This window comes from Streptomyces sp. NPDC041200, assembly GCF_055591805.1.
This window is the reverse complement of the sequence record NZ_JBVIZF010000002.1, coordinates 169031-182333: the sequence shown is the minus strand read 5'-3', so window position 1 is coordinate 182333 and position 13303 is coordinate 169031. Positions and strand designations below refer to the sequence as shown.

General features: G+C 70.4%; 11 protein-coding genes and 2 tRNA genes. 8 read left to right on the top strand and 5 right to left on the bottom strand.

What is annotated here, in order from left to right; genetic code table 11:
* Positions 1-10 precede the first annotated feature (10 nt).
* The 6 genes from gyrB to ACZ6CL_RS05865 all read left to right on the top strand — a co-directional run bounded on the left by gyrB (position 11) and on the right by ACZ6CL_RS05865 (position 7563).
* A complete protein-coding gene (gene gyrB, locus ACZ6CL_RS05890) occupies positions 11-2041 on the top strand; it encodes a DNA topoisomerase (ATP-hydrolyzing) subunit B (RefSeq protein ID WP_468931662.1) in 2031 nt (676 codons plus the stop codon).
* Positions 2042-2085: 44 nt separating this feature from the next.
* Entirely contained in the window at positions 2086-4698 is a 2613-nt protein-coding gene (gyrA, locus tag ACZ6CL_RS05885) for a DNA gyrase subunit A (RefSeq protein WP_468931660.1), read from the top strand.
* Between the two features lie 3 nt (positions 4699-4701).
* Entirely contained in the window at positions 4702-5562 is an 861-nt protein-coding gene (locus ACZ6CL_RS05880; RefSeq protein ID WP_468931657.1) for a DUF3566 domain-containing protein, read from the top strand.
* Positions 5563-5633: 71 nt separating this feature from the next.
* A tRNA-Ile gene (locus ACZ6CL_RS05875) sits at positions 5634-5707 on the top strand.
* A gap of 178 nt (positions 5708-5885) precedes the next feature.
* On the top strand, positions 5886-6020 hold the full coding sequence (locus tag ACZ6CL_RS05870; RefSeq protein WP_003958712.1) for a DLW-39 family protein: 135 nt from the start codon (positions 5886-5888) through the stop codon (positions 6018-6020).
* Positions 6021-6159: 139 nt separating this feature from the next.
* Positions 6160-7563, top strand: a complete 1404-nt coding sequence (locus ACZ6CL_RS05865) for a hypothetical protein (protein WP_468931655.1) — start codon at positions 6160-6162, stop codon at positions 7561-7563.
* A gap of 1 nt (position 7564) precedes the next feature.
* Here the strand turns inward: ACZ6CL_RS05865 and ACZ6CL_RS05860 are convergent, their stop codons facing one another.
* Both ACZ6CL_RS05860 and ACZ6CL_RS05855 read right to left on the bottom strand, forming a co-directional pair.
* Positions 7565-9175: a serine/threonine-protein kinase gene (locus ACZ6CL_RS05860; protein ID WP_468931653.1), complete on the bottom strand. Its 1611-nt coding sequence runs from the start codon at positions 9173-9175 to the stop codon at positions 7565-7567.
* Positions 9176-9223: 48 nt separating this feature from the next.
* Positions 9224-9769, bottom strand: coding sequence for a DNA-binding protein (locus ACZ6CL_RS05855; protein WP_468931651.1), 546 nt, complete (start codon positions 9767-9769; stop codon positions 9224-9226).
* 118 nt (positions 9770-9887) lie between these two features.
* Between ACZ6CL_RS05855 and ACZ6CL_RS05850 the strand changes: the two genes are divergently transcribed.
* Positions 9888-9960: transfer RNA gene (locus ACZ6CL_RS05850), tRNA-Ala, on the top strand.
* A 76-nt stretch (positions 9961-10036) separates the two neighbouring features.
* Here ACZ6CL_RS05850 and ACZ6CL_RS05845 read toward each other — a convergent pair.
* Together ACZ6CL_RS05845 and ACZ6CL_RS05840 are read right to left on the bottom strand one after the other, a co-directional pair.
* On the bottom strand, positions 10037-10363 hold the full coding sequence (locus ACZ6CL_RS05845) for a winged helix-turn-helix domain-containing protein (protein ID WP_468931648.1): 327 nt from the start codon (positions 10361-10363) through the stop codon (positions 10037-10039).
* Positions 10350-10871: a hypothetical protein gene (locus tag ACZ6CL_RS05840; RefSeq protein ID WP_468931645.1), complete on the bottom strand. Its 522-nt coding sequence runs from the start codon at positions 10869-10871 to the stop codon at positions 10350-10352. The genes ACZ6CL_RS05845 and ACZ6CL_RS05840 overlap by 14 nt, the downstream gene beginning before the upstream one ends.
* A gap of 226 nt (positions 10872-11097) precedes the next feature.
* On the opposite strand from ACZ6CL_RS05840, the gene ACZ6CL_RS05835 reads away from it, so the two are divergent.
* Positions 11098-12252, top strand: a complete 1155-nt coding sequence (locus tag ACZ6CL_RS05835) for a response regulator (protein ID WP_468931644.1) — start codon at positions 11098-11100, stop codon at positions 12250-12252.
* A 111-nt stretch (positions 12253-12363) separates the two neighbouring features.
* Here ACZ6CL_RS05835 and ACZ6CL_RS05830 read toward each other — a convergent pair whose 3' ends face one another.
* Positions 12364-13089: a DUF5324 family protein gene (locus ACZ6CL_RS05830; protein WP_468931641.1), complete on the bottom strand. Its 726-nt coding sequence runs from the start codon at positions 13087-13089 to the stop codon at positions 12364-12366.
* Between the last annotated feature and the right edge of the window lie 214 nt (positions 13090-13303).

Below are 13303 nucleotides of genomic sequence, written 5' to 3'. Positions count from 1 at the left end.
GAGACGGCATGTGCTGTGCCAGAAAGGGCGCTTCGTGGCCGATTCCGGCAACCCCATCGAAAACATCACGTCCATCCCCGGCGGCGAGGCCCTGGCTCCGCCGTCGTACGACGCCAGTGCGATCACCGTCCTGGAGGGGCTGGACGCGGTCCGCAAGCGACCCGGTATGTACATCGGTTCCACCGGTGAGCGCGGCCTGCACCACCTGGTCCAGGAGGTCGTCGACAACTCCGTCGATGAGGCCATGGCCGGTCACGCGGACACCATCGACGTCACGATCCTCCCCGACGGCGGGGTTCGCGTCGTCGACAACGGCCGTGGGATCCCGGTGGGCATCGTTCCCTCGGAGGGGAAGCCGGCCGTGGAGGTCGTGCTGACCGTCCTGCACGCGGGCGGCAAGTTCGGCGGCGGCGGCTACGCGGTCTCCGGCGGTCTGCACGGCGTCGGCGTCTCCGTCGTCAACGCCCTGTCGTCGAAGGTCTCGGTCGAGGTCAAGACGGACGGATACCGCTGGACCCAGGACTACAAGACCGGTGTGCCGACCGCTCCCCTGGCCAAGAACGAGGCCACGGAGGAGACCGGCACGACCGTCACCTTCTGGGCCGACGGGGACATCTTCGAGACCACCGAGTACTCGTTCGAGACGCTGTCCCGGCGCTTCCAGGAGATGGCGTTCCTCAACAAGGGCCTGTCGATCTCGCTGATGGACGAGCGCGAGGCCCATGTGGACGAGGAGGGCAAGCCGCTCTCCGTGCGGTACCACTACGAGGGCGGCATCGTCGACTTCGTCACGTACCTCAACTCCCGCAAGGGCGAGCTGGTTCACCCCACGGTGATCGGCTTCGAGGCCGAGGACAAGGAGCGGTTGCTCTCCCTCGAGATCGCGATGCAGTGGAACACCCAGTACTCCGAGGGTGTCTACAGCTTCGCGAACACCATCCACACCCATGAGGGCGGTACGCACGAGGAGGGCTTCCGGGCAGCGCTGACGTACCTGATCAACAAGTACGCGCGCGACAAGAAGCTGCTCCGCGAGAAGGACGACAACCTCACCGGTGAGGACATCCGCGAGGGCCTGACCGCGATCATCTCGGTCAAGCTGGGCGAGCCGCAGTTCGAGGGCCAGACGAAGACGAAGCTGGGCAACACCGAGGCGAAGACCTTCGTCCAGAAGATCGTCAACGAGCATCTGACCGACTGGCTGGACCGGAACCCCAACGAGGCGGCGGACATCATCCGCAAGGGGATCCAGGCGGCGACGGCCCGGGTGGCGGCCCGCAAGGCGCGCGACCTGACCCGCCGCAAGGGGCTGCTGGAGACCGCGTCGCTGCCGGGCAAGCTGAGCGACTGCCAGTCCAACGACCCGTCGAAGTGCGAGATCTTCATCGTCGAGGGTGACTCGGCCGGTGGTTCGGCCAAGTCCGGCCGTGATCCGCAGTACCAGGCGATCCTCCCGATCCGAGGCAAGATTCTCAACGTCGAGAAGGCTCGGGTCGACAAGATCCTCCAGAACAACGAGGTCCAGGCGCTGATCTCGGCCTTCGGCACCGGTGTGCACGAGGACTTCGACATCGCCAAGCTCCGCTATCACAAGATCATCTTGATGGCGGACGCCGACGTCGACGGCCAGCACATCAACACCCTGCTGCTGACGTTCCTCTTCCGCTTCATGCGTCCTCTCGTCGAGGCCGGGCACGTCTTCCTCTCCCGCCCGCCGCTCTACAAGATCAAGTGGGGCCGGGACGACTTCGAGTACGCGTACTCGGACCGGGAGCGGGACGCCCTGATCCAGGCCGGCCGCGAGCAGGGCAAGCGCATCAAGGACGACTCGGTGCAGCGCTTCAAGGGTCTGGGCGAGATGAACGCCGAGGAGCTGCGCGTGACCACCATGGACCTCGACAGCCGGGTCCTCGGCCAGGTCACGCTGGACGACGCGGCGCAGGCCGACGACCTGTTCTCGGTCCTGATGGGCGAGGACGTCGAGGCCCGGCGTTCGTTCATCCAGCGCAACGCCAAGGATGTCCGCTTCCTCGACATCTGAGTCGGCCACCCGCAGCCGCAGACGACAGAAGGACTTGACCAGCAATGGCCGACGAGAACAACCCCACCACGCCCGACGAACTCGCCGAGGGCGCCGCCATGCGCATCGAGGCGGTCGGCCTCGAGACCGAGATGCAGCGCTCGTACCTCGACTACGCGATGAGCGTCATCGTGAGCCGTGCGCTGCCCGACGTCCGGGACGGCCTCAAGCCGGTGCACCGGCGCGTGCTGTACGCGATGTACGACGGCGGATACCGGCCCGAGAAGGGCTTCTACAAATGTGCCCGCGTCGTCGGCGACGTGATGGGCACGTACCACCCGCACGGTGACTCGTCCATCTACGACGCCCTCGTGCGGCTGGCCCAGTCGTGGTCCATGCGCATGCCGCTGGTCGACTCCAACGGCAACTTCGGCTCCCCGGGCAACGACCCCGCGGCGGCCATGCGGTACACCGAGTGCAAGATGGCGCCGCTGGCCATGGAGATGCTCCGGGACATCGACGAGGAGACCGTCGATTTCCAGGACAACTACGACGGCCGTAACCAGGAGCCGACGGTCCTGCCGGCCCGCTTCCCGAACCTGCTGGTCAACGGCTCGGCGGGCATCGCGGTGGGCATGGCCACCAACATCCCGCCGCACAATCTGCGCGAGGTCGCCGAGGGCGCCCAGTGGTTCCTGGCGAACCCGGAGGCGACCCAGGAGGAGCTGCTCGAGGCCCTGATCGACCGGATCAAGGGCCCGGACTTCCCGACCGGCGCGCTGGTCGTGGGCCGCAAGGGCATCGAGGAGGCGTACCGCACCGGGCGTGGCTCGATCACGATGCGAGCGGTCGTCGAGGTCGAGGAGATCCAGGGCCGCCAGTGCCTGGTGGTCACCGAGCTGCCGTACCAGGTCAACCCGGACAACCTGGCGCAGAAGATCGCCGACCTGGTGAAGGACGGCAGGATCGGCGGCATCGCGGACGTCCGTGACGAGACCTCGTCGCGCACCGGCCAGCGCCTGGTCATCGTGCTCAAGCGGGACTCGGTCGCCAAGGTCGTCCTCAACAACCTCTACAAGCACACCGATCTGCAGACGAACTTCGGCGCCAACATGCTGGCGCTGGTCGACGGTGTGCCGCGCACCCTGTCGCTGGACGCGTTCATCCGCAACTGGGTCACCCACCAGGTCGAGGTCATCGTCCGCCGGACCCGTTTCCGGCTGCGCAAGGCCGAGGAGCGGGCGCACATCCTGCGCGGTCTGCTCAAGGCGCTGGACGCGATCGACGACGTCATCGCGCTGATCCGGCGCAGCGACACGGCCGATACCGCGCGCGGCGGCCTGATGGAGCTGCTGGAGATCGACGAGATCCAGGCGAACGCGATCCTGGAGATGCAGCTGCGGCGGCTGGCCGCCCTGGAGCGTCAGAAGATCATCCAGGAGCACGACGAGCTGCAGGCGAAGATCAACGAGTACAACGCGATCCTCGCCTCGCCCGAGCGGCAGCGGCAGATCATCAGCGAGGAGCTGACCACGCTCGTCGAGAAGTTCGGCGACGACCGGCGCTCCAAGCTGGTCCCCTTCGACGGCGACATGTCCATCGAGGACCTGATCGCCGAGGAGGACATCGTCGTCACGATCACCCGTGGCGGCTATCTGAAGCGCACCAAGACCGAGGACTACCGCTCGCAGAAGCGCGGCGGCAAGGGCGTGCGCGGGACGAAGCTGAAGCAGGACGACATCGTCGACCACTTCTTCGTCTCGACCACCCACCACTGGCTGCTGTTCTTCACCAACAAGGGCCGGGTCTACCGGGCCAAGGCGTACGAACTCCCGGACGCGGGCCGGGAGGCGCGCGGCCAGCACGTCGCGAATCTGCTGGCGTTCCAGCCGGACGAGCAGATCGCCCGGATTCTGGCGATCCGGGACTACGAGGCGGTGCCGTACCTGGTGCTGGCCACCAAGTCGGGTCTGGTGAAGAAGACACCACTGAAGGATTACGATTCGCCGCGCTCCGGCGGTGTGATCGCCATCAACCTCCGGGAGATGGACGACGGCCGCGAGGACGAACTGATCGGCGCTGAGCTGGTCTCCGCCGAGGACGATCTGCTGCTGATCAGCAAGAAGGCGCAATCGATCAGGTTCACGGCGACCGATGATTCGCTGCGGCCGATGGGGCGCGCGACCTCGGGCGTGAAGGGCATGAGCTTCCGCGAGGACGATGAGCTGCTCTCGATGAATGTCGTCCGGCCCGGTACGTTCGTGTTCACCGCCACCGACGGTGGGTACGCGAAGCGTTCGAACGTCGACGAGTACCGCGTCCAGGGCCGCGGCGGCCTCGGAATCAAGGCCGCCAAGATCGTGGAGGACCGTGGTTCGCTGGTCGGAGCGCTGGTGGTCGAGGAGAGCGACGAGATCCTCGCCATCACGCTCGGGGGCGGTGTGATCCGTACACGGGTCAGCGAGGTCAGGGAGACGGGCCGTGACACCATGGGCGTCCAACTGATCAACCTGGGCAAGCGCGATGCCGTCGTGGGCATCGCCCGGAACGCCGAGGCCGGTCGTGAGGCTGAAGAGGTCGAGGACGTCATCGAGACCGCGATCGAGGCAGCCGAGGAGGCCGCGTCCGAGGCGGCCGGGGGCACGCCGCCCCCGGCCGATGAGACGACCGAGGAGTAAGTCGTGAGTGGAGCCACGGGCGGAGCGGGTGGCGGCACGGGAGCCGAAGGGCGTCCGGGATCGAAGCCCCCGTCCTCCGCGGGCGGCGCGTCCGCCGCGAAAGACGCCCGTGGCCCCGCCTCCGATTCCCAGGGGGGCGCCGACTCCCACGGGGGCACGGTGACGGACACCCGGAAGCTGCGTCCCGTGCCCGCTTCGGACCCCCAGTCCGAGTCGCAGTCCGAGTCGCAGTCCGAGCGGCGCACGTCGAGCCCGCTGCCCAGTGAGCGGGCCGCCCAGCCGCAGCCCGAGCGGCCGTACCACCCGCCGCAGGCCTACGCGCCGCCGCCCGGCGGCGGTGCGGCGGGCGCCGCGGGCGCGTCGGCCTCGGCCGGGCGCGGAGCCTCCACGGCGCAGCAGCCCGCCGTGCCCGGGCAGCAGCCCCATGGGGCGGCGGCCCGCCGCCAGGGGCCCGGTACCGGCGGCGGTGTGCCCGCCGGGCGCCCGGCGCCGCGTACGCGCAAGGCGCGGCTGCGGGTGGCGAAGGTCGACCCGTGGTCGGTCATGAAGGTCAGCTTCCTGCTCGCGATAGCGCTCGGGATCTGCACGGTGGTCGCCGCGTCGGTGCTGTGGATGGTCATGGACGCCATGGGCGTCTTCAGCGCGGTGGGCGGGACGATCAGCGAGGCGACCGAGGGGCAGCAGGGCGGAGGCTTCGACCTGGAGTCGTTCCTGTCGCTTCCCCGCGTCATGACGTTCACCTCGGTGATCGCCGTGATCAACGTGGTGCTGGCGACCGCTCTGACCACGCTGGGCGCGTTCATCTACAACCTGTCGGCGGGCTTCGTGGGCGGCGTGGAGCTGACGCTCGCCGAGGACGAATAGCCGGATCGGGACGGCCGCCGTTACCGATTTTGGGACTGGGCAGGTGGTGCGCTAATCTTTCGGTGCAGCGCGGGGCTATAGCTCAGACGGTTAGAGCGCTTCCCTGATAAGGAAGAGGCCACAGGTTCAAGTCCTGTTAGCCCCACCGGCGCGAACAGCCTGGACGGAGATTCTCCGTCCAGGCTGATTCATTTGGGTGCCCCGGGAGTTGATGACCGGATACCGCCCGCCGATGCCGCGCATAGGTCACCGAACGGTATCGGTCGGTGTGTATCATCGGGCGCCAGAGGTCCCCTACGTCAAGAAAGAGACGAGGTAGCGCGGTGAAGAAGCTTCTCCTGGTCGCACTGGCCGCCATCGGCGGGCTCCTCGTGTACCGCCAGATCCAGGCGGATCGCGCCGAGCAGGATCTGTGGACGGAGGCGACCGACTCCGTGCCCGCAGGTTCGGGTGTGTGACCCCCACAGTCCCGTTACGAGGGCCCCGATCGCTGCAGCGGTCGGGGCCCTCGTCTTTACTATCGCAAATGATTCGCTTGCATAAGCAAATGTGACGTGCTGGTCCACCGGTTGAGACCGGTGCGACGAGGGGGACGCGATGGAGCACCGCAGCAGGCACAGGGCAGGTTTCACCGCGGTGACGGCGCTGTGCGCCGTGGCGACGATCGCGGTGCAGATCCCGTTCGCGGCCGCCGACAGCGCCCCCGGGGCCCGGGAGTACCGGGTCCAGGGCACCCCGGTACGGGGCGCCGGGAGCGGCACGGACGCCCCCTCCCTGAGACCCGGCCGGACGTACGCGGACCGCCTGGGGCCCGGCGAGAAGCGGTTCTACGGCGTCGAGCTCGACGCGAAGTCCGCCGCCTACGTCTCGGCGGTCGCCGCGCCCCGGCCGGGCGCGGGCGTCGTCTCGTACCGCGACGGCGTCACGGTGACGCTGAAGAACCCCGAGGGCGGCATCTGTGACACCACCCCCGGGCGGATCGAGACGAAGGGGGTCGCCTATCCCCTCGCCGACTACGTCACCCGGCAGACGGGCTCCGGCTCGGTGGTCTCCTGCCGCGCGGCGGGCCGGTATCTGGTCACCGTGGAGCGCCAGGCCGGTTCCGCGGACCCCGACAGCTGGCCGCTGGAGCTGCGGCTGATGGTGGAGCCGCCGGTGAAGGGCGGCTCCACCGGCCAGGCTCCGGAAGGCAGTTGGCGCACCAAGCCGCCCCAGCCGCCGTCCGGCGGCGCCAGGCCACGGCAGGGCGGGCAGGGCTTCTCCGACGCGCCGCTGGTGTCCACAGGGGTGTGGCAGGACGAATTCGAGCCGGGGGAGACCCACTTCTACCGGGTGCCGGTCGACTGGGGACAGCAGATATCCGCCGTCGCCGAACTCCCCGCCGACGGCGCGGACAAGAGCACCCGCCTGCTCGGCCAGGCGGTGGCCATGCGCGCCTACAACCCGGCGCGGGGGCTGGCGAAGCGGGGCACCTCCCTCGCCCCGGAGGGCGAGCGGCCACAGTCCGGGGTCAGCACCGCCCCGGCGGCGTACGGGAACCGGTACGCGAAGGCCGACTACTCGGTGCGCGCCATGAGCCTCACCGGCGGGTACTACCTGGCGGTCACGCTCAATCCCCCGAATGTGGAACCCCACTTGGACCGGACGGTTCCGGTGACGCTGCGGGTACGGATCGCGGGGCAGGCGAACAGCGGCCCGGCCTACGACGGGAACGCGGTCACGGCGGGCTTCGGGCTCACGGACGCCGAGAAGCGGGAGGCCCGCAAGGCGGCCTCACCGCTCCAGCCCGACCCCATGGGCCGCCCGGGCGCCGAGCACCGCGCCACGCTCCGGACGGTGGCCTACACGAGCTTCGGGACGGGCTCGCTGCTGCTGGTCGGGCTGGGCGTCTGGATCCTCACCGCCCGGCGCCGGGCCGCGGCGGACGGTGTGCGGGAGGGGCCGGAAACGGCGGATCCGACGACCGGACAGCACCGGTACGGGCCGCCGCCCGCCTGGTAGTTCAGCCCGCGGCGACCAGTGCCCACGCCCCCACGGCGAAGCACAGCACCGCGACGATCAGGATCGCGACCGTCGTTGTGCGGGACGGCCCCCGGCGCCGCGCGGCGCGGGCGGGAACCTGGGGCCGCCGAGCGGTGTATGCACGGGTGAGGGGGTAATCACGCGGCGCCGGCAGGGGCGCGGCGGCCGGTGTGGGCGTGGGAGTGGGGGGCGTATGAAGGTGCGCGGGCTGGGGCGATGGGCCCGGCTGTCCGGGCTGTGGGCCCTGTGGCTGGTGTGCGGGCGTCTGGGGCGGCTGCGGGAGCGGCGCCGCGGTCGACGGGGTCGGCGGCTGCTGTGGGGGCTGCGGGAGCGGGGTTTGAGGGGGCGGGGTGTGAGGGTGGGGTGTCGCGGGACGCGGGGTCGGCGCCTGCTGGGGCGGCGACGGGAGAGGCGATATCCGCGGGGGCGGCGTCCGGGGCTGTTCAGGCTGGGGGCGCGGGGTCCCGGGGTGCGGCGTCCGCGGCTGCGGTGGCGGGAGGGTGAAGCTGCCGGTGTCCGACATCGACGGCTGGGCGGGCGGCTCGGCCGCGGGGAGTTCGGCGGCGGACCCGCCGGCGGGTCCGGCGTTCTGCCCGGCGGCGAGGTCAGCGGACGGGTCGGGCTCGGCGGGTCCGGCGGTCGGCGGCGAGGAGCGCGGTGCCGTCCCGCTGTCCCCGGGAGGGTCGGCCTTCGCGTGACGGCGGCCCGGCCGGGCCGGACCGTTCGGGCCGAATCCGGTCGGCAGCGGCCCGAGATGGTCGAAGACCTCGATCACCTCGTCGTCGAGACCGGCCTCGGGCAGCATCTCGACCGCAGACGCGAGCGCCTTGCGCGCACCCGTGGCCGACCGGAACCGGTCCTCCGGGTCGGGCTGCAGCAGCCCCCCTATCACCTGCCACAGTGGCTCGGGCACGCCCTCGGGAGCGTGCGGCACGCCGTGCTCGCCGAACAGCTTCACGATCGCTTCCCCGTCGGGCTTGTGCCCGCGGAGCAGATACAGCGTCACCAGGCCGACGGCGAACAGGTCGGCCGGGAAGTCCGGCTCCTCGCCCATCATCTGCTCGGGCGCGAAGTAACCGGGCGTGCCCATCACGTAGTTGGCCTCGGTGAGGCGGGGCTCACCTTTGGTGAGCGCGATGCCGAAGTCGCCCAGCCGGACATGGGGACGGCCGGTTCCGGTGGACTCCAGCAGGATGTTCGCGGGCTTGATGTCCCGGTGGACCACGCCCTCGGCGTGGACCGCGGCCAGCCCGGAGAGCAACTGGTCCAGCAGGGTGCACACGTAGCGGGGTGGCAGTGGACCGTAGTCGCCGATGAGGTGTGCGAACGAGCCGCCGGCCACCAGGTCCATGGTGAACAGCACCTTGTCGTCGTCCGCCGCCCAGCTCGCCGGAGCCAGCACATGGGGGTGGTCGATCCGCAGGGCCTGCTCCCGTACGAAGCGCAGCAGCGTATGCGCGTCGCGTTGCTGAAGCACCTTCGCCGCGACGTACCGGCGGCGGCGATGGTCCCAGACCCGCCACACGGCGCCCACGCCACCGCGCCCGATCGGGTCCACCAGTTCGTACCGGCCCGCGAAGATCTCACCCATCGCGCCGTGCCCGCCCCGTCATCGACTCGTCAGCAGTCCAACAGCCCGTCAGCTCTGGTGCGCCTCGTAGTGCGCGACCGCCTCGGCGGTGCGCCCGGCGCCGTACACACGGAGGAACTCTGCCAGCTCGGGGTGGGTGGGGGCGAGGGAATCCGCCGCATCGATGATGTCCCCGGCCGCGGCCACGGACCGCAGCAGCGACTGGATTTCACGGACCACGCGCCGCACGGTCGGGGCCCCGGTGCTGGCGGCGGTCTGGGTGGAGTTGAGGACCGACCCGCCCGCGGTCTTCTTGATCTCCTCCATGCGCTCCGCCGCCTCGGCGGCGCTCACCCGGCCGTCCGCCACCTGACTGGACAGCTCTTGGAGCGCCTGTACCCGCTGGACCACCGCCGGATTGCCGATCTTGGCGCGCTGTCCGCTCATGAGCTGGGACAGCATGGGCGCGGAGAGCCCGAGGATGGCGGCCAGTCGCGCCTGGTTGAGGCCGAGGTCATCGATGAGACGGCGAAAGAGCGCCCCCAGCGGTTCCCCGTACCAACTGCGCTGCAGCTCTCGTGCGCGCGCGGTGGCATCCTGCTGTGTTGCGTCCATCTCGCTCTCCCCTTCGCTTCGCTGCCGCGAATCTTGCGTGGCATCCTACGGAGGGCGGTACCCGCGAGCGATACCCGGTCGGGAAAGGCCGCCGGTACCAGGTATCCTGATCGGCGAAGGGGCCTTAGCTCAGTTGGTAGAGCGCCGTCTTTGCATGGCGGATGTCAGGAGTTCGACTCTCCTAGGCTCCACTCTATGAGAGCTGTCCTGACCTGCAAAAATGCAGGTCAGGACAGCTTTTTGGGTGGGTGCCGGGTCGGGCGCCGCCTAGGACTCCTGCTCCTTGTGCCGCGTCGCGGCCCGCTGGGATTCCTCGACGATGCGGTGCAGTGCCGCCACATGCCCTTCGAGCGCGTCCCGTCCGGTCTGGCTGAGAAGGACCCATGTACGGGGGCGCTTGCCCACGTAGCCCTTCTTCACCTCGACATAGCCGCGGGCTTCGAGCGTGCTCACCTGTTTGGAGAGGGCGGAGGCGGACAGGCCCACCGTCTCGCGCACCCAGCCGAACTCGGCCCAGTTCACGCCTGCCAGCAGCGACACGATCGACAGCCGGGTCGGGTCGAGCAGGGCGGCGTCGACGTCAGCGGGATCCATGGGCGACCTTGTCCAGACTGGTGCCGGCGCCGCGTACGGCGAGGGAGTTCAGGGCCTGCCGCAGGCCGCGGCCGAAGAGGATCAGGGTGCCGCCGATCACCGCGCCCAGGACCGTCCCCGTGTACGGGAACAGTCCGTCGTTCAGGAAGTACGCGCCGAGGAAGCCGATCAGCGCCACGGCGGCGATCGCCAGCTGGCCCGACACCACGAAACGCGAGGAGAGTTCGCGTTTGCGCACATGGGTGGCCCGGCCCAGCAGGGCGCCGCCGCGCGGGCTCCGCAGCATGACCGCGTACGCCACGATGAGCGCGGTGGTCACCCAGGAGACCCCGGCGCGCACGCCCTCCCCGAAGAAGTCGGGTGCCGCCAGCTCGGCGAAGAGGGCGACGCCGAACACGACGCTGACCCACCGGGATTCCTGCTCCGACGCCTGGGCTTGGCCGTGGCGCTGCTCGACGTCCTGGAGTGCGCGGGCGGCCTCGGCTGCCGAGGCCGGGTGGTGGGGCATGGGGTACCTCCTGGGCTTCGAGCATGGGGGACTCGAACATGCTTCAGTGGAACACGTTTCCTGATAGGAAACTAGTTTCCTAAGTGGAAGGAGCCAATCAAAGTGGTGTTGCCGCTCCTGGTGTTGGCCCGCGCAACACCCCCCTGATGTCCCACGCTGTTTCACAACTCGGGCAAGCCGTCCGGGAATCGTCTGATCGGCGCGAGTCGCCGCACAGGGGGACGCAATGGGTGAGCTGCATCCGCTGGGGGAGAACCTTCCCGAGGAGTGCCGGGCGTTCGCCGTGGAGCTGAGGAAGCTCTTCGACGGGCTGGGGGTCTCGGTGCGCCGGTACGCCGCGCGCAGGTTCCGGGACCCCAGTACGATCTCTCGCTATCTCAGCGGGACGAGAGTCCCGCCCTGGGAGTTCGTGCTCGACCTGCTGGCGGATCTCGCGGAGTGCCGGGGGTCCGCGGCCACCCCGGCCGCGATCGAGGTGGTGCGGGAGCTGCACCGGTCCGCGGTGCGCACCAGCGGATCCCCGGGGCACGCCCTGGAGATCCTGCAGATCCAGCTGGCCGACGCCGACCGGGACGCGCGGCGCTCCAGCGCGACGGAGGACGCGCTGGGCGAGGCGCTGCTGGGCCTCCGGCACCAGATCGCCGACCTGGAGGTGCGGCTGAGCCTGACCGAGGCGGCGTGGGCGGCGGAGCGGGCCCGCGCCGACGCCCTGGAGGTGACCTTTCCGGATCACCAGGAGCTGGTGAAGGAGCGGGACCGGCTGCGGCAGGAGGTGCGGCGGCTCACCGAGGAGCTGGAGGACGTGCGGCAGCGGGGGCGGCTGGCGGAGGACCGCTGCCAGATGCTGGAGCGGCAGCTGGCCATGGTGGAGTCCCAGCGGATGGCGGCGGTCCCGCGGCAGGACGAGGAGCCCGGCGTTCCCGTGGGGCCGGTCGTGCCGGGGCCGTGCGCGGGGCCGCGGCCCAAGATCTTGGTGGTCGACGACCAGCAGAACAACCTGCTGGCCATGGAGGCGGTGCTGGCCACCCTCGACCAGGAGCTGGTGACCGCGGCGTCCGGGCAGGAGGCACTGAAGGCGCTGCTGGACCACGACGACTTCGCGGTGATCCTGCTCGACGTGCAGATGCCCGAGATGGACGGCTACGAGACGGCCGCCCACATCAAGCGGCGCCCGCGCAACCGGGACGTGCCGATCATCTTCCTCACGGCGATGGGCGCCGACCCGGAGCACACCTCGCGCGGTTACGCGGCGGGGGCGGTGGACTACATGGCCAAGCCGATCGACCCCTGGGCGCTGCGGGCCAAGGTCTCCGTCTTCACCGAACTCTTCCTGGAGCGTCGCCGCTACAGCGAACGGGAGGCCAAGGAAGCCAAGGAGTAGCCGAGGCCGGGGAACCCGCGAACGGGCCGAGGGGCGGAGGGATCCCGCGGCCGGAATTCCGCGGTCCTCCGCCCCTCGGCCGGGTGCGACGAGGGTGCGACGGCGAGGGCGTCAGCGCTGGTCGTCGTCCTTCCCGGCCTCGGCCTCGGCCTGCTTGGCCTGCACGTCGGGGTCAAGGGTGCTCTGGTCGCTGCCGTCCACCGCGGCCAGCCGCTCGCGGTCGCCCACCTCGGTCGCCGCCGGGGGCTCGACCAGCCAGTCGGGGTTGGCCTGCCGGTCCCACCACTTCCAGGCGGCGAAGACACCGGCGCCCACCAGGCCGATGAAGGTGGCCCGCTTGGCGGCGCGGCCCATGCTGGCCCGGCGGCGGCGCTTGCGGGCGAGCTTCTCGATGTCGGCCGCGGTCACATGGGTGCGCAGCGCCGCGACGGCGGCGCCCGCCCGCGTGACCGCCTCCTCGCGCGCCGGCCCGGCGGCCGCGCGCGCTCCGGCCACCGCGTGCTCGACGCGCGGCCCGGTGTAGTCGGCGGCCTGCCGCGCGGCCTTGCGGGTGCGCTTGGCGGCGCGGACGGCGGCCGCGTCCACCTTGGGCGGCAGGGTGCCGCGGGCCTGGTTGAGCCGGGGTGCGACATGCGCGTGGTACTGGCCCCCGGCCGTGCAGCGGGCCTGGTGCGCGGCGTGGGAGACCTTCGGTGCCAGCCGTACGCGCGCCTCGTGCGCGTACTGCGTGGCAGTGTCCTTGGCCGTGCCGGCGTACGGCGCCACCGCCTCCGCGGCGTGCAGGACGCTGTCCTTCGCGGTGCCGGTCGCGGCTCGCACGCTGTCAATGCGGGTCACGGGATCCTCCTCCTCGGTGGCGTGGTGATGCTCCGGGGTGCAGAGTGCTGAGCTGCATGTGCGCAGTTTCGTGTTTCCATCCCACGAAAGATCATGCCTGTTTGTGGAGATCATGCCCGTTCGCAGCCCGCGCGGCATCGCGTGAACCGGCATCCGGGTCATAGGGAAGATTCTCCCCGAAAACGCGCGGAATGGCGCGCCGCGTGTGCCTTCG